Here is a 20,661-nt window from a genome sequence, read left to right as displayed (position 1 = left end):
TATTGCCTTATCTACTTATGAGTGAGCACCTTTTTTGGTGCTCACTTTATTTACAAGGAAATTATGATGAAAATTTGGTTAAAAGCACTTATGTTGAGTGCAATTGTGGTTCCATTTAGTAGTCTAGCTAAAGTTGAGGTAAGGCTGAGTGATGATGTCAATATATTGGCTGTAAATGGTGAAGAGATTGGGTTTAGAGTTAATAAGCTATCAAAACTAGAACTGGATAACGGAGTTAACCAACTGGTCGTTAGGGTTGCAAAGCTAGTCTCTAAATATGGTGAATTTGAGAAATTTAATTCACATCCTGTAGTGATTACTTTTGAAGCTGAGGATCAGACATTAGATATTGGAATTGAAGAGACGGTTAATACAGTTGTACAAGCTGAAGCATTTAATCAAAAACCGATATTCATTATTCGCTCTTCTAAAAATATTGAATATAAGCAAGATAAATTACCAAGGTTGGATGGAATAATTCGCGACTATAACAAAGAAATAATTATGTATAATCGCCAGAATAACATCAAACTTCCGACTGATGCATCCATCACTGATGCTAATGTTGATTTTCAAAATGACATTAAATCAAAGCCTGTTGAAATGGTTCAATATTGGTTTGCTGAAGCTGATGTTAACGATCGGAAAATATTTGAAAACTGGGCGTTTAGCAATCGAGATAACATTAGCCAACCTCTGACGGCAGAAAATAAGCCATTAGATATGCTAGGGTACTGGTATGAGAAAGCGAATAAAGCTGAGAAGTCTCAGATTCTGAGCTGGTTACTAAATCAATAATCAAGCTTGCGATTTATCGTTATAAAAGGCATGGTTAAATCATGCCTTTTAAGTATTACGCTTACTATGAATATTAGCCAAGTTTCTCAGTTAACAGCACTTACTGCTAAGTCCATTCGTCTTTATGAAGAGAAGGGGCTGATATCGCCGCCCCTTCGTTCAGAGAATGGTTACCGTCATTATCAACAAGCGCATATTGATGATCTTTTACTTATTGCGCGATGCAAGCGCGTTGGTTTTAGTTTAGAGGAATGTAAATCCTTACTCGCCCTTGCCAACGATCCGTACCGGACCAGTTTTGCAGTCAAAGAGAAAGCGCAAGAGAAGTTGAAACAAGTATCACAGAAGCTGGCAGAGCTTTCATTGATTAAGTTGCAACTAGAAGAGTGGATTACCGAATGTCCAGGCGACGGCGGTAGTGAATGCCCAATCATAGATAATTTGAAGGGGCAGTGTTGCCATAACGACTTGAACAAGTCAGTGTGAAAATGAGCTCATTAGCTAATGAGCTGTCGAGGCACACACTACAATTGGGCTGCCCATAAATGAAAAAACCAAAAGCAATTCATCACTTTTGGTTTTTATGTACTTTCTTACTGATGTTTACTCAATGAGGCTGGCTCTCTTTAGGCTCAACAATCAACACAATTCCTTCGACATCTACGACTTTAACCACAACATCGGCTTCTAGGTTTTGCTGGCATTTTGCTGTCCACGTCGTATCGCCGAGCTGCAATCGAAAAGTTGTCCCTTCTTGAACGCTCTCTTTAAGACGAGCTGTTTGTCCGATCAGCTGTTTCTGTTTCTGGTTCAGATCACGAGTCTCGTCACCATCGTGGTCTGATTTAAATTGTTTACGCCACCATAACCAAGTCGTGACGAGTGATAAACTTGCAAAAGCCATCCACTGCAGTTGCCAACTGATGGGGAGCATCGCAAAGATAAGGCCAACGATGAGTGCGGAAATACCTAACCAAAGAAAATACCCAGCAGTTCCAAGCAGTTCCAATGCAACAAGCACTAAGCCTAATGCGAGCCAGTGCCAATAATTCATTTGTTGTATTAGCTCTATCACGTTAGGCCTACTTATCTTGTGAGGATTTTAGGTTGAACATTTCAGCAATGCCAGCAACCGAACCCATCAACCCAGTTGCTTCTAATGGCAGCATGATGATTTTGCTGTTCTCTGCTTGACCAATGGCTTTAAGTGCTTCGGTATATCCTTGAGCGATAAAGTAGTTAACCGCTTGCATGTCACCTTGCGCAATCGCATTCGAAACCATCTCTGTCGCTTTGGCTTCTGCTTCAGCAGCGCGTTCACGTGCTTCTGCTTGAAGAATAGCCGCCTGCTTTTCACCTTCAGCTTTAAGTATTTCAGACTGCTTTTGGCCTTCGGCGCGTAAAATTTGTGCTTGACGTACGCCTTCGGCTTCTAACACTTCAGCACGTTTATTTCTCTCCGCTTTCATTTGCGCATTCATCGCTGCGGTTAAATCCGCTGGTGGTTGTACATCTTTAATTTCGATGCGAGTGACTTTTACACCCCAAGGGTTAGTCGCCTGATCGACTATCGATAACAATTTAGTGTTGATCATGTCACGCTGGCTGAGCATTTCATCCAGTTCCATCGAGCCCAGTACGGTACGCATATTCGTTAGAGTTAAGTTGCGAATGGCGTGTTGTAGTTCGCTAACTTCATAGGCGGCTTTCGCTGCATCAATCACTTGCACGAAGCAAACCGCGTCGATAACAACATTGGCGTTATCTTTGGATATCACTTCTTGTGCTGGGATATCAAGCACCTGTTCCATCATATTGATTTTTTGTCCGACGCGATCAATGAACGGAATAATGATATTTAAACCGGGGCGTAGGGTGTGTGTGTAACGTCCAAAACGCTCCACTGTCCAATTGCTCCCTTGTGAAACGGTTTTCACTGCAGAAAAGATAAATGAAATAACGACGAATACAAATATGCCAACGGCGACGAGTGAATCAATAGCCATAACGGTTCCTTTTAAGTATTAAATAATCCTAATGTTGATGTTCCTTTCTCTATTGAAACGGCCGCTGTGTTAGCTAAGTTCGTTCACCCCAATCATAGGGCTTATTGTGCTTATGGGGATGAACTCACTTGCCGACTGCCAGTATCTCCAAGTCATTTGGATATAGGAGCGATTCTCATCAACGTTTGAGCTTTGCTATTGATCATTCTCTATCAGTTATCGATATGGAACAAATGAAATAATGAGATTTGATACTGGTTTTTTAACAATCAAAGCAGAACGTTTCCAGTTTAATTGCTTGATATTATTAATATAATAGTGAATACAGCTTTCTGCGATAGAGACTTGCCACACTATTTCCTTGTCCAAGAGCACTTAAAATGTCCATAAACACTTTTTTGAGCCCGCCATCGAGGCAATTGAGGTCGCTTTGTAAAAATGACAATAACAGCTCGAGAGCTTCTTCATTACGGTTAACTTGATGATATTGAAGCGCTAACTCACTTGCTATGTGAGCGTTGTTTGGCTCAGCGGAAAAAATCTCTTCTAATGCTTGAATCTCTGGGCTGTCAGCGGCTTGCTTGTGCAGCTCCAGTTTGGCGATTAAGCCTTTGTAGTAACCATCTTGATACTCTAGTGGGATGCGTTCCAGTTCTGTTTCTGCCGCTTCATACTGCTGAGTTTCCAGAAACACATCAGCGAGGGCCAGTTTGACCTCTGCTTTTGCTTTCATATCGTCAGGTAGACTTAGTAGCAAGGGTAGTGCTTGCGAATGTTGTGTTTGCTCTATCAGCGTTAAGGCTTGCTGTAGCGAAACTTCATCGTGGCTTGGCAAATGTTTGTTTAACATTGTATTCACTGTTTCTATGGTCTGAGCACCTGCTAAACCGTCGACCGCTTGACCATTAATAAACAGAGCGATTGTTGGCAGGGCTTGAACACCAAATTGTGCTGCCACTTGCTGTTCTTGTTGGCAGTTGAGAATAGCCAAGGTGAATGCGCCACTGTGTTGTTGCGCTACGCTTTGTAATTCAGGAATGAGTTGTACGCTCTCTTGATTCATGGGTGCCCAAAAATAAAAGAGAATAGGAGTCTCAACTGAGCGTTCGAACACCTCTCGAAAGTTGTGCTGATTGACCTCAACGATGTAAGGTGATTGCATGATATTTTCCTTGCGATAATCAAGTTTATAGTCTTAGAAATAGGGGTGAAAATTGGAATATCAAGGGCAAATAAAAAACGCTACCGTTAAAGTAGCGTTTTTTATCTCTCAAAGAGAGGGCAAGCAAAGGTGTCTATAATATTAAAAATAGTGTCAGCGCAACACCGACACTGAGCCAATTTAATTGGTGTAATGTCATATTCGTCGTACCACATGTAACGCTTTATATTGGATTAACTGGGATATCCAGAGTTGTATCATGTCACATGAATGTTACGAATTAATGACAATTAAGTTGGTTGTGCTACTTTATGCAACCGTCGGTTTATCCACTGATAAGTATCGCTTTTGTCATTATCGTATACCTTGCTATTCACAAAAAATATAGGCCAGTTTTGGTTAAGCACGATGTTGTAATATATTTTTCAACGCAGGTTCTAGGTGTGAAAACTGGAAGTGAAATCCTAGCTCGGTTAGCTTTTTAGGTTTTGCTCTAATACTGTCAAACAGTAAAACAGCCGCTTCACCCATTGCAAGGTTTAGAACCCATTTGGGAGTGAATAGTATGTGTGGTCGACGTAATGTTTTCGCCAATAGCTGGCTAAAATGCTTATTAGGTACGGGATGTGGAGCACAGAGGTTAAAAGCACCTTGTGCATGTGGCGTGTCTAATAAATAGGCTATCGCTCGTGCCATATCTAATAAGTGGATCCATGGCATATACTGCTCACCCTTACCAAGAGGGCCGCCCAAGCCTAAACGGTAAGGTGGCAGCATTTTCTTTAAAGCACCACCATCGCTAGCGAGCACTATCCCCGTACGCAATAGGCACACTCTAGTTTTTTCTGATTGCGCTTGGAGGGCGATGCGCTCCCATTTTTCGCAAACTTGATGAGGAAAACTTTGTTGGTGCACATGTAATGTTTCATCAAACGGATGAGACTGTTGGTCACCATAATAGCCGACGGCCGAGCCACTGATGAAAACGGAGGGTGGTTCAGTACTGGCATGGATGAGTTCAACTAACCGCTCTGTTATTTCCCATCGACTAGCGCAAATGATCGCTTTTTGCTGTTTGCTCCAACGTTTGTCGGCGATCGGTTCTCCTGCAAGATTGATAATGGCGTCAAATTGATTCGCGTCTTTTAAACTCGCTAGGGAGGTCAGGTAGGTGATACTACCTTTGTCTACATGGGCGAGCTGCTGCTTAGCTCGCTCTATATCGCGCGTGAGGAGGTAGATATTGTGCGTGAAAATCTGTTTCATCAGCTCTTTACCGATAAAGCCAGTCCCTCCCGTTAATAGTATTTTCATGTTTCTACCTCATTGGTCTGTGCGATATCACCTAAATGGTGGTGATGAGAACGATAGCCATGTTGGTTAAGTGACGATGCTTGTTTGCCATCTAACCTAATATAGGAAACTTATTTAGCATACGTGAATTGTTCGTGGTGATAAATGACAATGTTTATCCATAACTCAAGATGACGAAGTGTGCTGAAATTCGTACAATCTGTAGCTCCAAAATACGGAGATAAAAGTATGAAGTTGTTTTTTGCTTCGGATTTACACGGTTCACTGCCTGCTACTGAAAAAGTGCTCAGTCTATTTGAACAGTCAGGTGCAGACACTTTAGTACTGCTAGGAGACCTTTTAAATCATGGTCCGCGTAATCCTATACCTGATGGGTATAATCCGACCGCAGTGGCGGAGTGCTTGAATCGATGGGCGCCGCATATTGTGGCGGTCAGAGGCAATTGTGATAGCGAAGTCGACCAAATGCTGCTCGACTTTCCGATGATGATGGATTTTTGTTGGGTAGTTTTGGAGTCAGGAACTCGTTTTTTCTTAACGCATGGCCATCAATATAATGCTCAAAATAGGCCACCATTAAAAAAAGGTGATGTTTTGATCCATGGCCACTCGCACATCCCGATGGCGCAAGGTCAAGATGATGTCATTATTGTCAACCCGGGGTCCGCGACCTTTCCACGTAATGAATTTCCCCCAAGCTACGCTATTTATACGGATGGATTATTTCAAGTAATGGGGCTAGAGGGGCAAGGACTGGCGCAATATCGTTTAGCGACTAGTTCTTAAACCCGTCGCTATCTGATTTACCTGTTGTCTGAATGACCCAGATCTCGCTCTGGGTCAATGATATCTCGGACTCGTTGCTTAAGAACCTTTGCTTCAGGGAAACCACCATCATGTTTACGTTCCCAAATACGTTGTCCATTGCACATGATTTCAAATCGTCCCCCTGTATCAGGGTAGAGACGCACAGATTCAATTTCTTCACTAAAAGTATGCAGTAACTCTTGGCTTAGCCAAGTGGCTCGAAGCATCCAATTACATTGGCGGCAATAGTAGATCTCAATATTGGCTTTTTCCATGGTATACCTTTTGTGAAGAAGTAAGGGCCATACGCAACAAAGGATCTTTTCGACCCTTCATTGAAGTTACAGATTACTCGATGGCTAATTGATAAACAGCACTGTCGAACCATGGCTTAGGCTGGTGAGCAATAATGTTTTTTCATTGACGACATCAATACGTCGACTTTGTTGAGCATCCATCTTGAAAAATTGAGTAATCAATTCTAGTTGCTCAGGGGTAAAATCCTTACTTTGACTAGAACTAATGTTTTTAAATTCTCTAGGCGATATCAATAAGTAGCTATCACTGATATCCCAGGTGCCGGTTTCTGAGATATTAATGAAACTTTCACTTTCACCACCCACGGCGAATAACTTCACATTTGACATTCTAATATAAGTACCGTTAGGTAAATATTTTACATTCGAATTGACATCAACCCGACGGATTGGCCCAACAGAATCATTCTGTTGACTGTGTTTTACCACAGTGACCATTTTAGATTGCCATTCTTGCGCCGTTAGGATTTGTTCTATTTTTAAATCACTGCCCCAGTATAACCAACTACTGAATAGTGCAGAGATAGCTAAGATGAGGGTTGCCACTTTTGGATTCATATTTATGCCCTTATTTACACACGTTGGCCAAATCATCTTGGTTAGCTAAAATTCGTAAAGTGACATTTTCACCCGAGAACTCAGAACTATGGATGTAATTCAATACGAGCTGATTATTTTGACCACCAGTCGCAATCACCTGCTTAGGTGCCAGTTCTCCAGTATGTGATTCATTGTATTTTTTTACGCATTTTTCAATAGAAGGTAACCATTTGTTTAGGTCTGGATGATTGATGGGCGTATTCACAACTATGTTGTTATAAACCGCAATCTGTTTAAATTTTGATTGTGCAGGGCTAGTCAATAGGAGAGCCAGGATAGGTAAGAAAAGAGCCACAACCAACATCAATTTGCTTTGCAGTGTTACCTTTTCTTTCCCTATTTTTACTTTCGCGAGTGGATCTGTCGTCACGGTTCGGGATGTTGTCTCTTCGGGTTGCGAAGTGGTATCCGCGTCAATGTCTTGGATAGACTCACTGGCCAGTAACGGTTCCTCTTCAGGCTCGTTGGTGGTGTTTTTTTGTGAGTAGGGGGTTGCTCGAGTCACCGAGGCGATCATTTGATAACCTCGTTTCGGCACGGTTTTGACAAATTCTGGTGATTTGGTTTGATCTTTCAACATCTTACGAAGTGTTGAAATCGCTTGAGTTAAGCTTGAGTCATCAACTTCAAAACCTTGTTCACGCCAAACAAACTCATGCAGCTCATGGCGTGTAATGACTTCATTTGGGCGTTCACAAAGTAGCAGTAAAATTCGACTTTCGTTACTACCAAGGCGAACAGCCTCTTGTTCGTTTTCTTGTTCAAGCAAAGAGTTACTATTGGGATCAAACGTGAATCGGTTAGCAAGGATGAATTTTGTGCCTATGTTACTCATGATAATCTTCTTATTGTTGGCATGTTTAACCGTCCATCAACCTAGCCTGCTTGGGGAAGCAATTGATGAAACATTATGCTAGTTTTTATTTTCTTTGATAAAAATTACGGCAAGCATAATCAAAATAAATGAAAAAAACAGTGTTTTTATGATTATTGACCTTGAATTTACAATTGCCAGCCTCATCTTACTAGCAAATCATCCTTGGTTGCACACTCTGTGTGTGAATGAAAATAACTCAGATGTTATGGAGCTAGTATGAGCGAAACGGCTACTATCAATAAAGAAACTCGTGGTTTTCAATCTGAAGTCAAACAGTTACTTCATCTTATGATTCACTCTCTTTATTCCAATAAAGAGATCTTCCTTCGCGAATTAATTTCAAATGCCTCTGATGCTGCGGATAAACTTCGTTTTCAAGCGTTGTCTAATGCCGATTTATATCAAGGTGATGCCAACTTAGGCGTTAAATTATCGTTTGATACCCAAGCGAATACGCTGACCATTTCAGATAACGGTATTGGTATGAGCCGCGAAGATGTCATTGAACATCTCGGTACGATTGCAAAATCCGGCACAGCGGAGTTTTTCTCTAAACTATCCCAAGATCAATCTAAAGACTCTCAGCTTATCGGTCAGTTTGGGGTGGGTTTTTACTCGGCCTTCATCGTCGCAGATGCGGTCACTGTAAGAACTCGCGCTGCGGGTTTACCTGCTAACGAAGCGGTTCAATGGTATTCACAAGGTGAAGGTGAATATACAGTAGAAAGCATTAATAAAGAGTCTCGTGGAACCGATATCATTTTGCACATGCGAGAGGAAGGCAAAGAGTTCCTTTCTGAATGGCGTCTGCGTGATGTGATTTCTAAATATTCAGACCACATTGGAATTCCAGTTTCTATCCAAACCAAGGTTCGTGATGACGAAGGTAATGAGACTGAAGAGACCCAGTGGGAACAAATCAACAAAGCACAGGCGTTGTGGACGCGTTCTAAGTCAGAAATCAGTGATGAAGAGTATCAAGAGTTCTATAAACACGTTTCCCATGATTATGCTGACCCACTGGTGTGGAGCCATAACCGTGTAGAAGGTAAAAACGATTATACCAGCCTACTTTATATTCCAGCGAAAGCACCTTGGGATATGATGAATCGTGATCATAAATCAGGCTTGAAACTTTATGTTCAGCGTGTATTTATCATGGATGATGCTGCGCAATTTATGCCGTCCTACTTGCGCTTTGTCCGTGGTTTAATCGACTCAAACGATTTACCGCTTAATGTTTCACGCGAGATTTTACAAGATAACAAGGTGACTCAATCATTGCGTAATGCTTGTACCAAGCGTGTATTGACCATGCTTGAACGTATGGCGAGCAATGATGCTGATAAATATCAAACCTTCTGGAAAGAGTTTGGTTTGGTACTCAAAGAGGGGCCTGCAGAAGATTTTGCTAATAAAGAGAAGATCGCCAGCCTATTGCGCTTCGCCTCGACCGAGGTTGACTCAGCAGAGCAAACGGTTAGTTTAGCGGCTTATGTTGAACGGATGAAAGAGGGGCAGGATAAAATCTACTACCTCACCGCTGATAGCTATGCAGCGGCCAAAAATAGCCCACACCTAGAGCAGTTTAAAGCCAAAGGTATCGAAGTTATTTTAATGTTTGATCGCATTGATGAGTGGTTGATGAACTACCTCACTGAGTTTGATGGAAAAATGTTCCAATCCATCACCAAAGCAGGGCTAGATCTGAGCCAGTTCGAAGATGAAGCGGAAAAAGAGAAGCATAAAGAGACTGAAGAAGAGTTTAAATCGGTGGTTGAACGTACGAAGCAGTACCTTGGCGATCGTGTCAAAGAGGTTCGAACTACTTTTAAACTGGCAAGTACTCCAGCGGTTGTTGTGACCGACGATTATGAGATGGGTACGCAGATGGCAAAATTGCTTGCTGCGGCTGGTCAACCGGTACCAGAGGTGAAGTATATTTTGGAACTTAACCCTGAACATGCGTTAGTGAAACGGATGGCCGATGAAGCGGATGAGCAAGTATTTGGTCGCTGGGTTGAAGTTTTACTAGGTCAAGCGACGCTTGCTGAGCGTGGTTCGATGGAAGATCCGTCACAATTCTTAACCGCAATTAATCAGCTTTTGACTAAGGTTGAATAGCTAACTGGCTAACAAAAAGCTCGCAACTGCGAGCTTTTTGCTTTGAATAGCGATTCTCTGCTGAGAACGAGCGATATTTTAGGCAAACTTGCAGCGAACATCCGGCCAAGATTATATTCTTTAGTCTTAATCTGGTTAGTCGCTTAAATTTGTATGTTAGAATGCATCGCTTGAATGCGATCGGTAAGCTGTGTATGTTGCTCGCCGAATTATTATTCACTCATCTCATTACCGTTATACCGAAACTTACCGTTGGTTTTAAGTCTCATCTGGTTGTGAGCTTCGGTATAAATCATAATTTTCTAAAGAGGATTAAACATGCGCATCATTCTTCTAGGTGCTCCCGGTGCAGGTAAAGGCACTCAAGCTCAATTCATCATGGAGAAGTACGGTATTCCACAAATCTCTACTGGTGATATGTTACGTGCTGCGATTAAAGCAGGTACTGAACTTGGCAAAAAAGCGAAATCAGTGATTGATGCTGGTCAACTTGTTTCTGATGAAATCATCCTTGGCTTAATCAAAGAACGCATCACCCAAGCTGATTGTGAAAAGGGCTTTTTACTCGATGGTTTTCCTCGCACGATTCCTCAAGCTGATGGCTTAAAAGCAATGGGTATTAATGTTGACTATGTGATTGAGTTTGATGTTGCCGATGACGTTATTGTTGAGCGTATGGCGGGACGTCGTGCTCACTTGGCTTCTGGTCGTACCTACCACGCCATTTACAACCCGCCAAAAGTGGAAGGTAAAGATGACGTAACAGGTGAAGATCTTGTCGTTCGTGATGATGACAAAGAAGAAACCGTTCGTGCTCGTTTAGGTGTTTACCACGAGCAAACAGCGCCACTGATCACTTACTACGGTAAAGAAGCACAAATGGGTAATACGAAATACCTAAAATTTGATGGCACTAAGCCAGTTGCTCAAGTTAGCGCTGATATTGAGAAAGCATTAGCATAATTGGCTCAGTATAGGCTTGTTAACTTTGTTATAGTGAAAGCGACCTAAAGGTCGCTTTTTTTATGAACTTTCCTACCGCAAATTCGTACTCAATAATTAACAATGAAATGGATGAATGGAAGTAATGCAAAATAATCAAAAACAGGGTGTGCTATTGGTTAACTTGGGAACGCCGAGTGAACCGACGGCATCGGCAGTAAAACGATTTTTAAGCCAATTTTTACATGACCAGCGTGTGGTTGATATGAGTCGTTGGATCTGGTGTCCATTATTACATGGTGTGATTCTTCCGCTGCGAGCCCCCAAGGTTGCTAAGTTATATCAATCTGTTTGGATGGAAGAAGGCTCTCCTTTGATGGTGTACTCTAAACGCCAAGTGCAAGCGTTAGAACAGTATCTCGGTACACCAGTGGAACTTGGTATGACCTATGGTTCACCAAGCCTTTTAGAGGGTATCAACACATTATTGGAGCGTGGTGTTGAAGAGATTGTGGTGCTGCCTCTGTACCCTCAATATTCTGGTACTACTACGGCTGCCGTGTTTGATGGCCTTGCCAAAGCGATGAAACGTATCCCTGTGACGCCCAATTTACGTTTTATTCGTGATTATCATAATCACCCTGCTTATATACGATCTTTGGCGAGTAAAGTCCGTGACTCTTGGCAACGTAACGGGCAAGGTGACTATTTGCTTTGTTCCTACCACGGTATCCCTAAGCGATATGCCGATAACGGTGATATCTACCCACAGCACTGCCAAAAAACCACAGAACTTTTGGCACAAGAACTTGGTTTGAATGCTGACCAAATCGGTATGACCTATCAGTCTATTTTTGGACGTGAAGAGTGGCTACAGCCTTATACGGATAAAACATTAGAGGCTCTGCCAAGCCGCGGTATTAAAAAGTTGGATATCATCACACCCGCCTTCTCGGTGGATTGTTTAGAAACCCTAGAAGAGATAGCTGAGCAAGGTAAAGAAACCTTTATACATGCTGGTGGAGAATTGTTTACCTACATTGAGTGCCTAAATGATTCGGCAATGCATATAGAAATGATGGCTTCCTTAGTTAAGCGCTGATGAGTTGAATTCTTTTCTGGTACAAAAACGGTCACTATAGCGTGACCGTTTGTCATTATTATTCTTGAATTACCACTAGGTATATTTGAAGCTAAACCAACTGAGCTTGTTGCTCCTCAATTTCTTCAGCGTAGCTTGTGGCTCTTTCTGCACCGTGCATCCAACGAACGAGCGTGTTAGAGCACAACAGTAAAATGACGCCGCCAATGGTTGCTGTTACTGCAATACCGCTGAAGATAGCCATCGCACCAAGCTCTCCCACATGAGAACCTACATGGCCTGCTACATAATTCGCGATTGCGTTACAACCGAACCATGCTCCCATCATTAATGAAGCAAGGCGTAGTGGGGCTAGTTTAGTGACAAGCGATAGACCAATTGGTGATAGACACAGTTCGCCCAAGGTATGGAAGAAGAAGGCACCGACAAGCCATAGCATTGATGTTTTTACGGTAGTGTCACCACCTTGCTCCATAACCGCACCAACCATGCATAGGAAGCCTAGGGCTAAGAAGAACATCGCTAATGCAAACTTCATTGGCGAGTTTGGTTCACGCTTACCTAATTTTACCCATAATACGGCTAATACAGGGGCAAGAGTAATAATGAAAAATGGATTTAACGATTGGAACCAAGCCGCAGGTATCTCAAAACCGCCCATCATACGATCAGTGTATTGCTGCGTGTAAATGTTCATTAAACCACCAGCTTGTTCGAAACCCGCCCAGAAAACAATAGTAAACAAACTCATCACAAGGATAACTTTGATACGATCTACTTCTGCTTTCGTTAGTGGTTCTTTATTTGCTGATTTTTTCAGTTTTAGATCGCGCTTAGCTGCTGGTTCGCGGCCAATATTACCAAGCCATGATTGAGCCATTGCCATTTGCATCACAAGGCTGATCAGCATACCAATACCAGCGGCCACAAAACCGGCTTTCCAACCAAATGAGTTAGTAACTGAACCAGAGATCACACCAGCAAGTAGCGCACCTAAATTGATCCCCATGTAGAAGATGGTGAACGCGCCATCACGACGGTTATCACCTTCATTATATAGGTCACCAACCATTGTTGAGATATTGGGCTTAAATAGACCGTTACCACAGATAAGCAGTGCAAGGCCTAAATAGAAAGTGTGTAGAGAGCCAATGCCTAGCACATCTGCAGGCAGTGCCAGCGTAAATTGGCCAATGGCCATTAACGCTCCACCCAATAAAATAGAACGGCGTTGCCCAAGGTAGTTATCTGCAAGGTAACCACCAATAAGCGGTGTGATGTAGACTAGCCCTGTATAGGTGCCGTAAAGATCGAGAGCATCTTTAGTCGACCAACCTAGACCGCCATTCATCGTTGCGTCTGTAAGATAAAGTACCAAAATGGCGCGCATCGCATAATACGAAAAACGCTCCCATAGCTCTGTGCCAAAAAGTAAAAATAGGCCCCTTGGGTGCCCAAAGTATTGATGTTGGTTTGTCATAAGAATTATTAGTATTTGAGATGAGAAAAATTGTGCTTTAGATATACATGGGCTTTTAGCGTATCGCAATGAGTAAAATCAGTATTTTATTCTGGTATTATTAACTAACTCATTGTTTTTAAAATGCATGTCTATCAATGCTCAAAGTTTTGTTGCGTTATGAAAACTTATCTTTCATTACTGATTATTTGAATTTGCCTTGTTCGGACATTAAGGGTTTATTTTTGTGTTCAGTTTATTAGCCGTTTATTGAGGAGGAGGATGGTGTTAGGATTCAAGAAAAAGAAAAGCAGTAGCTAGGAATAAAATGAAACGTTGGTATTTGTTGTATTGTAAACGTGGCGATCAGAGGCGTGCTAAAGCACACCTTGAAAACCAAGGTGTCGAATGTTTCTACCCAGAAATTGAACTAGAGAGAATTCTTCGGGGTAAGCGGCAAGTTGTCAAAGAGCCACTTTTTCCCTCCTATATGTTCATTTACTTTGATTTTGAAATTGGCCCAACCTTTACTAGTGTGCGCTCTACTCGCGGTGTGGTTGATTTCATCCGATTTGGTTCACATCCGAAGGAGTTGGACAGTGATTTGATCGAGGAATTGAAGTTACTCGACCAGTTAAAATTACCGGTAGCATCGTTCAATATTCCAGAAAAAGGGCAGGTAGTTCGACTTAAGGGTGGGCAGTTCTCAGGAATTGATGCCATTTACCAAGAGCCCGATGGTGAGACGCGATCGATTATGCTGGTTAAAATGATCAGCCAAGTGATACCGATGAGCATTGATAATAAACATTTAGAATTAGATTCGTGATTGACTCTCTACAGTAAGCTCTTTAGACAAATAAAAGGCGCATTTTGCGCCTTTTATTTGCTTTATTAGCCAGCGTTTTGGTTAGTACGCTTCATTATGCACCGCTTTGACAGCTCGGCCTGACGGGTCAATACAATTTTTAAAGGATTCATCCCACTCTATTGCTTTGGCGGAAGAACAAGCTACAGAAGGACCTCCAGGAACGCATTGTGCAGCAGACTCTAACGGGAACAGCTCTTCGAAGATCTCGCGGTAAACATACCCTTCTTTTGTCGCTGGAGTATTATATGGGAAGCGGTATTTTGCTGTTTCCATCTGTTGATCGGTAACTTTTTCTTCAGCAACACTCTTTAGTGTGTCAATCCAGCTATAGCCCACACCATCGGAAAATTGCTCTTTTTGACGCCAAGCAATCGAGGCTGGCAGATAATCTTCAAAGCACTCACGTAGAATGTGTTTTTCCATCTTGCCATTGCCACACATTTTGTCAGCAGGGTTAAGCCTCATTGCAACATCAATAAACTCTTTGTCTAGGAAAGGAACGCGTCCTTCCACTCCCCAAGCCGCTAAAGATTTATTAGCGCGAGCGCAGTCAAACAAGTTCAACGCCAGCAGTTTACGCACCGTTTCTTCGTGGAATTCTTGCGCGTTTGGTGCTTTGTGGAAGTATAAGTAACCACCGAAGATCTCATCCGCTCCTTCGCCGGAAAGTACCATTTTGATACCCATGGCTTTGATTTTTCGCCCCATCAAATACATCGGAGTAGAGGCTCGAATTGTCGTCACGTCATACGTTTCAATATGGTAAATAACATCACGAATAGCATCTAAACCCTCTTGGATGGTATAAGTCATTTCGTGGTGTACAGTGCCAATTTTTTCAGCAACTTCGCGAGCCGCTTTAAGGTCTGGGGCACCGTCTAAACCCACCGCAAAAGAGTGAAGCTGTGGCCACCATGCTTCTGATTGTTCATCATCTTCAATTCGCATTGCAGCGTAACGTTTCGCAATGGCTGACGTAATTGAAGAGTCCAATCCTCCAGAAAGCAAAACACCATAAGGTACATCTGTCATCAGTTGGCGCTTCACGGCCGCTTCTAATGCTTGTTTTAGCTCTTCTTTACTGCTGCTATTGCCTTGGACTGCCGCATATTCATTCCAATCTCGAATATAGTAGCGTTGTGCACCTGCCTCTTTCGAGCTGTAGTAACTACCAGGAGGAAATTCACTGATAGTTTTGCAAATGCTTACCAAAGCTTTCATTTCGGATGCAATGTAGTAGTTACCGTGTTCGTCATGGCCTTGGTAAAGAGGAATGATACCAATATGGTCACGCCCGATGAGGTACTCATCTTTTTCTTCATCATAGAGCACAAAGGCAAAGATGCCGTTGAGTTCTTCAAGCAGCGCGGCACCCATGTCTGCATAAAGCGCTAATATCACTTCACAGTCAGAGTCGGTTTGAAAATCGTATTTACCTTGGTAACGAGCACGAATTTCTTTGTGGTTATAAATCTCACCATTGACCGCTAATATGTGCTTTTTATTTGGGCTGTAAAGTGGTTGTGCGCCGCTGTTTAAACCGACAATAGAAAGGCGCTCATGAGCCAAGATTGCTTTTTCTGAAGCATAGATGCCAGACCAGTCAGGGCCGCGGTGACGCATTTTTTTAGACATCTCTAGCGCTATTGGGCGTAACGCTGTTGCATCACTTTTAATATCAAGAATGCCAAATATAGAACACATACAACTTCCTTTTGATGATTTTTAATCTGTTGGACCTAATTTGCCATTCTGGTTAAAAAAAGCAACCATATGGTGTCGTTAATATCACATAAGATGCATCTTGGTGAATTTTATTTAATTAATGTGCGCTTTGTATGAATTTTTTCTATTTGTTTTCTATTTTTGAGCGGTGGTGGGTAAATTATGCCCAACTAAGCTCTGGGGCCGTATTGAGTTGGGCATAGAAATGACAATGTTTTACCTAAAAATTGCGATGGCTTACCTAGACATTATTACGGTTTAGTAAAATTAGGTTGGAGCTGTTTACATACGTGACGGGCAAAACCGCTACCCGCTTCGCTATAAATGTTGAATGCCGCATCAACACCACTTTCCAATAGTGATTCCAATTGGTCTGGGTATTCGGCGATGGCTGCGATTTGTCCTTTAAAACTACGGTGTTGTAACTGCGATAGCGCGATTTGATTACCCTGATGATGCGGCATAGCAAGCAGTACGAGTTTTACATTACCAGTGTCTAGAATACGCTCCCAAAAATCAGGGTCGGTTGCATCACCAGCAATAACATTGCGCCCTTGTGAGCGATGATCATGAGCAACTTCTTCTCGGACTTCTATGCCTAAACTTATTTTGCCATAACGAGAGCGCAACTCATCATATGCACCGGTACCGATGCGGCCCATCCCTAATATGAGTACCTGAGCATGGCCTGGATTAATTAATTGATCTTTGGTGTTGAGTTTTTCAGCGGCATGTTCTTTGAGCCATTGCCGTGAATGTTGATAGAGTTCATGGCCTTTACGGCTTATTGGGGCTGCGATTACAAATGAAATGGATACCGCAATGGCCAGTGCGACCAATATGTCACCCGACATCCATCCCATTTTGAAAGCAAGCCCCCCCACAATCAGTCCGAATTCACTGAAATTGAATAAAGACAAGGTGGCTAACAATGAGGTTCTCACTCGGAATTTAAAGCGGTTGAGTACCCAAAAATAGAGGATACCTTTGATGGGAAGCAGCAGTAAGAGCAACAATGCGAGCGCAAACCCAGTCATTGTGGGCTGTTCTGATAGTCCAATGTTGAGGAAAAAGCAGACGAGAAACAGCTCTTTTAGATTAAAGAGTGATTTTGACAACTCAGATGCTTTGCGATGGCCTGCTAGCAGCATGCCTAAAATCAGAGCACCAAGATCGGGTTTCATCCCAACCAATTCAAATGATCCTGCTCCGACCACTAAGGCAAAAAATATACCAAACAGAACAAGCATTTCACCGTGACCAACCCAGTCGAGCAGTTTGTAAAATAGTGGTCGCATAAAGGGTAGGATCAATAAAGTGGCAGCGTACCAATGAGGAAGTTTTCCTGTCGAGACGGTTAAAAATATGACAGCAAAGATATCTTGCATCACAAGAATACCGATGGCGATAGTGGCGTATGTCGCGTTCATTTCTCCTTTCTCTTGCAGTGATTTCACCGCAAAAACAGTACTGGAGAATGACAAAGCAAAACCAAGCAGAACTAATTGTTCAATTGACATGGAGGCCAGAGAGCTAACCCCTAAATATTTGAATATCAATAAAGCAATGCTGAAAATCCCTGTCGAAAGGAGGTTATGAACCGTGGCACCAGCCCAAATCTCTCTCGCAAGTAAGGTTTTAATCTCTAGCTTAAGTCCAATTGTGAACAGCAATAAGGTAACCCCTAGATCGGCTAGGGTCAGAATGGTATCGCTGCTGTGGTAGCCAGCAGCATTAAGGCCAAACCCAGCAACTAAAAAGCCAACCAACGGAGGTAAATTGCATTTCAAGGCAATAAACCCTGCGAAAAAAGCCGTTGAAATTAGGATAAGTTCCATAAATTCCTTTAGTAATGCTTTGGTTTAAAAATAATGTTTTGGTTGTAAAAAAGGCTGTGTCATGACGACACAGCCTTTTATTATAATTCAATCGGTTGCTTAATCGCCAAGTAATTTTTGAAGTAAAACACCATTTAACATTGCCCGTTTAATCATAGCAAATGCACCTATGGTTGGTTGTTTATCAATCTGCGACGCGACTATGGGTAAATTGGTGTGGAAAGTTTTGAGTGATTGATTCTCTACATTTCGTTGAATCGCGGGGAATACGATCTCTTGAGCGGCTGTAATTTGACCTGCAATTACCACTTTTTGTGGGTTGAACAAGTTAATGGTCATCGCTATGGCTTTACCGAGTTGATTACCCACTCGAATTAAGCTCTGTTTTGCTAGCTCATCACCGAGATTGGCGTGCTCACATACATCATTGATGGTAATGCTCTCTATATTCGCTAGGCTAGATTCATAGCCCTGAGCAATCAGTTTTTTAACACGAGATATAATAGCCGGGTTTGCGGCTACCGTTTCTAAACAGCCGAAATTTCCGCATTGACACTGTTCGCCGAGTGGGTCGATTTGGATATGACCAATTTCACCCACGTTACGGTTATAGCCTAGGAATACTTGACCATTGACGATAATGCCAGCCCCAGTTCCTCGGTGAACGCTGACTAGGATAGAGTCTTGACAGTCTTTGCTGGCACCAAAATAATGTTCGGCAAGCGCCATACCGCGCACGTCGTTGCCAACAAAACATTCAACATGAAAATTATCACGAATGATGTCACCTAAAGCGAGTGCATCAATAGCAATGTTGGGCATGTACTCTACGACACCCGTTTCTGGGTTGACTAAGCCGGGTAGGGCAATACCAATGGCAATGAACTGTTCGATTCGCTCTTGCTGTTGTTTGATAAAGGTATTGAGGTGGAAAAGGAGTCCCTCAATTAATTGTGTTTGGTGAGAATAGTGAAACTCGTGATAGTCCGACGCGAGTTCTTTGCCCCCTAAATTATACAGGCTGAGCTGAATGTAATCTCGACCTAAACGTACGGCGACAGAGTGAAAAGGGGCGACTTCGGTTGTTAAGGAGATGGCTCTACGTCCGCCAGTAGAGGCTTGTTGTGCGACCTCTTTAATGAGGCCGCGTTCTAGAAGTTGGCGGGTTATTTTTGTAACACTTGCTGGAGCAAGTTGGCTCACATCGGCAACTTGAATACGAGATATCGGACCTTGTAGGTCGATCAATCGGTACACTGCTGCGCTGTTGAGTTGTTTGACTAAATCTACGTTACCTATTTGTCCGCCATTCATTATCAATTGTGCTCGTATTGTCCGTTAACAACCGTCGCCTGAACATTGAAGTCTCTATCAAATGCAGTGAGGTTCGCCACCATGCCTTTTTTTACTCGGCCTAGTTTGTGATCCACACCAATTGCTTTTGCCGGATACAGAGTTGCCATCCGCAGAGCTTCGTCCAATGCGATACCAACGTGCTCAACAGTGTTTTGCACTGCCTCAATCATAGTGAGTGCTGAGCCGCCCAGTGTGCCGTTTTCATCAACACACTTACCATCACGGTAATATACTTTCTTACCGACAAAAATAAAGTAATCCATGTTAGCGCCTGCAGGAGCTGTGGCATCGGTCACTAATACAAGCTTTTCACCTTTGATTTTGTGAGCAATTCTGATGTTAGCATAATCAACATGAAATCCATCAGCAATAATGCCAGCATAAACTTCTGGGGTGTCATAAATTGCACCAACGACACCGGGTTCACGTCCAACCATAGGCGTCATGGCATTAAATAAGTGTGTGGCAAAGGTGATGCCTGATTCAAAGCTTTTACGTGCTTCGGTATAAGTTGCGTTAGTGTGACCAATCGATACCACAATGCCAGCTTTCACCAAACGTTCAATGTGTTCTGGATTGTTGTGCTCTGGCGCCAATGTCACTTTAGCAATCACATCGCTATTTTCACACATAGTGGCGATCATGTTGTCATCTGAAGGGCGGATGAAATCCACACTGTGAATGCCCTTTTTCATCACATTAAGATATGGCCCTTCAAGGTGTAAACCCAGTGATTGGTTTTTATATTGAGAGTGATATTCACGTGCGGCAGAAATCGCTTTGCGCATGTCTTCGTCTGAAGAGGTGATTAACGTTGGCAAAAAGCTTGTACATCCTGATTTTAGGTTGGCTTTATGCATGATCTGCATCGTAGTCGCGGTTACTTCATCATTCAGCATCACACCGCCACAACCATTCAATTGCAGGTCGATAAAGCCTGGGCTTAGGTTTGCACCATTTAAATCTTGTGTCGCTATATCTTGTGGTAAATCCGCAATAGGACAGACCGCTTCAATCAACTCGTTGTTGATAATCACAGCATGGTCAACTAGCACATCACTGCCAGTGTAGATTTTACAGTTAGTTAGTGCGTACATAATCATCAAATCCTTATCTATCAATATTTTATAAATTTGGCGAGGCGACGAAATGAAAGGTGGAATGTGCCAGTACGGTGCTTTCTTTTCTTACTTCAATTAGGTCGCGAATTATCTTGCTAGCAAACAGCCAATGCTGGATGACATTAAAATTAAGTGCTCGTTTTGACTGGGTTATTTGATGGTTATAGTTTGCATTTTATACGAAAAAAGCCAGTCGGGGTTGTTTAGCTTACATGCTATTCGACGATGAAACAGGCAAATAT

At 42.5% G+C, this 20,661-nt stretch carries 19 protein-coding genes; 7 read left to right on the top strand and 12 right to left on the bottom strand.

Annotated elements, in window-relative coordinates:
• Nucleotides 1–63 precede the first annotated feature (63 nt).
• Nucleotides 64–798, top strand: a complete 735-nt coding sequence (locus AACU59_RS10520) for a YccT family protein (protein WP_161437758.1) — start codon at nucleotides 64–66, stop codon at nucleotides 796–798.
• Between the two features lie 66 nt (nucleotides 799–864).
• Nucleotides 865–1,284 (top strand): Cu(I)-responsive transcriptional regulator, encoded by a 420-nt coding sequence (cueR, locus tag AACU59_RS10515; RefSeq protein WP_019282246.1) that lies wholly within the window; start codon nucleotides 865–867, stop codon nucleotides 1,282–1,284.
• 121 nt (nucleotides 1,285–1,405) lie between these two features.
• Here the strand turns inward: cueR and AACU59_RS10510 are convergent, their stop codons facing one another.
• The 4 genes from AACU59_RS10510 to AACU59_RS10495 form a co-directional block, all read right to left on the bottom strand.
• Nucleotides 1,406–1,873 (bottom strand): NfeD family protein, encoded by a 468-nt coding sequence (locus AACU59_RS10510; protein WP_094145377.1) that lies wholly within the window; start codon nucleotides 1,871–1,873, stop codon nucleotides 1,406–1,408.
• A gap of 7 nt (nucleotides 1,874–1,880) precedes the next feature.
• Complete coding sequence (locus tag AACU59_RS10505; RefSeq protein ID WP_013857314.1) at nucleotides 1,881–2,804, bottom strand: SPFH domain-containing protein; 924 nt, start codon at nucleotides 2,802–2,804, stop codon at nucleotides 1,881–1,883.
• Nucleotides 2,805–3,111: 307 nt separating this feature from the next.
• Nucleotides 3,112–3,966, bottom strand: a complete 855-nt coding sequence (locus tag AACU59_RS10500) for a thioredoxin family protein (protein WP_094145379.1) — start codon at nucleotides 3,964–3,966, stop codon at nucleotides 3,112–3,114.
• Between the two features lie 399 nt (nucleotides 3,967–4,365).
• On the bottom strand, nucleotides 4,366–5,280 hold the full coding sequence (locus tag AACU59_RS10495) for a TIGR01777 family oxidoreductase (RefSeq protein WP_094145380.1): 915 nt from the start codon (nucleotides 5,278–5,280) through the stop codon (nucleotides 4,366–4,368).
• Nucleotides 5,281–5,508: 228 nt separating this feature from the next.
• Between AACU59_RS10495 and yfcE the strand changes: the two genes are divergently transcribed.
• Nucleotides 5,509–6,066 carry a phosphodiesterase gene (gene yfcE / locus AACU59_RS10490; RefSeq protein ID WP_026027494.1) on the top strand — a complete coding sequence of 186 codons (558 nt, stop codon included), beginning with the start codon at nucleotides 5,509–5,511 and terminating at the stop codon, nucleotides 6,064–6,066.
• A 17-nt stretch (nucleotides 6,067–6,083) separates the two neighbouring features.
• Here yfcE and AACU59_RS10485 read toward each other — a convergent pair whose 3' ends face one another.
• The 3 genes from AACU59_RS10485 to AACU59_RS10475 form a co-directional block, all read right to left on the bottom strand.
• Nucleotides 6,084–6,362: a SelT/SelW/SelH family protein gene (locus tag AACU59_RS10485; RefSeq protein ID WP_017045494.1), complete on the bottom strand. Its 279-nt coding sequence runs from the start codon at nucleotides 6,360–6,362 to the stop codon at nucleotides 6,084–6,086.
• 84 nt (nucleotides 6,363–6,446) lie between these two features.
• Nucleotides 6,447–6,962 (bottom strand): regulatory protein ToxS, encoded by a 516-nt coding sequence (locus AACU59_RS10480; RefSeq protein ID WP_176428555.1) that lies wholly within the window; start codon nucleotides 6,960–6,962, stop codon nucleotides 6,447–6,449.
• 10 nt (nucleotides 6,963–6,972) lie between these two features.
• Nucleotides 6,973–7,839: a winged helix-turn-helix domain-containing protein gene (locus AACU59_RS10475; protein WP_094145383.1), complete on the bottom strand. Its 867-nt coding sequence runs from the start codon at nucleotides 7,837–7,839 to the stop codon at nucleotides 6,973–6,975.
• Between the two features lie 258 nt (nucleotides 7,840–8,097).
• Between AACU59_RS10475 and htpG the strand changes: the two genes are divergently transcribed.
• The 3 genes from htpG to hemH all read left to right on the top strand — a co-directional run bounded on the left by htpG (nucleotide 8,098) and on the right by hemH (nucleotide 12,049).
• On the top strand, nucleotides 8,098–10,005 hold the full coding sequence (htpG, locus tag AACU59_RS10470) for a molecular chaperone HtpG (RefSeq protein WP_094145281.1): 1,908 nt from the start codon (nucleotides 8,098–8,100) through the stop codon (nucleotides 10,003–10,005).
• A gap of 318 nt (nucleotides 10,006–10,323) precedes the next feature.
• Nucleotides 10,324–10,968, top strand: coding sequence for an adenylate kinase (gene adk / locus AACU59_RS10465; protein ID WP_013857306.1), 645 nt, complete (start codon nucleotides 10,324–10,326; stop codon nucleotides 10,966–10,968).
• A 115-nt stretch (nucleotides 10,969–11,083) separates the two neighbouring features.
• Nucleotides 11,084–12,049, top strand: coding sequence for a ferrochelatase (gene hemH, locus AACU59_RS10460; protein ID WP_019280865.1), 966 nt, complete (start codon nucleotides 11,084–11,086; stop codon nucleotides 12,047–12,049).
• Nucleotides 12,050–12,140: 91 nt separating this feature from the next.
• Here the strand turns inward: hemH and AACU59_RS10455 are convergent, their stop codons facing one another.
• Nucleotides 12,141–13,529, bottom strand: a complete 1,389-nt coding sequence (locus AACU59_RS10455) for a peptide MFS transporter (RefSeq protein ID WP_026028956.1) — start codon at nucleotides 13,527–13,529, stop codon at nucleotides 12,141–12,143.
• A gap of 307 nt (nucleotides 13,530–13,836) precedes the next feature.
• Here AACU59_RS10455 and rfaH point away from each other — a divergent pair, with 307 nt between their 5' ends.
• Complete coding sequence (rfaH, locus tag AACU59_RS10450) at nucleotides 13,837–14,337, top strand: transcription/translation regulatory transformer protein RfaH (RefSeq protein WP_013857303.1); 501 nt, start codon at nucleotides 13,837–13,839, stop codon at nucleotides 14,335–14,337.
• A gap of 81 nt (nucleotides 14,338–14,418) precedes the next feature.
• Here rfaH and asnB read toward each other — a convergent pair whose 3' ends face one another.
• The 4 genes from asnB to nagA all read right to left on the bottom strand — a co-directional run bounded on the left by asnB (nucleotide 14,419) and on the right by nagA (nucleotide 20,395).
• The gene (asnB, locus tag AACU59_RS10445; RefSeq protein WP_017045499.1) at nucleotides 14,419–16,083 is read right to left on the bottom strand and encodes an asparagine synthase B; all 1,665 of its coding nucleotides are present in this window, start codon (nucleotides 16,081–16,083) and stop codon (nucleotides 14,419–14,421) included.
• A 272-nt stretch (nucleotides 16,084–16,355) separates the two neighbouring features.
• Complete coding sequence (locus AACU59_RS10440) at nucleotides 16,356–17,942, bottom strand: cation:proton antiporter family protein (RefSeq protein ID WP_161437757.1); 1,587 nt, start codon at nucleotides 17,940–17,942, stop codon at nucleotides 16,356–16,358.
• 99 nt (nucleotides 17,943–18,041) lie between these two features.
• A complete protein-coding gene (nagC, locus tag AACU59_RS10435; RefSeq protein ID WP_026028126.1) occupies nucleotides 18,042–19,256 on the bottom strand; it encodes a DNA-binding transcriptional regulator NagC in 1,215 nt (404 codons plus the stop codon).
• Between the two features lie 2 nt (nucleotides 19,257–19,258).
• A complete protein-coding gene (gene nagA, locus AACU59_RS10430; protein ID WP_026028127.1) occupies nucleotides 19,259–20,395 on the bottom strand; it encodes an N-acetylglucosamine-6-phosphate deacetylase in 1,137 nt (378 codons plus the stop codon).
• Nucleotides 20,396–20,661: the final 266 nt, after the last annotated feature.

Origin of the sequence: Vibrio sp. V23_P3S9T160 (genome assembly GCF_963886625.1) — a bacterium.
Lineage (GTDB): Bacteria > Pseudomonadota > Gammaproteobacteria > Enterobacterales > Vibrionaceae > Vibrio > Vibrio anguillarum.
This window is presented reverse-complemented; position numbering and strand designations above follow the sequence as displayed.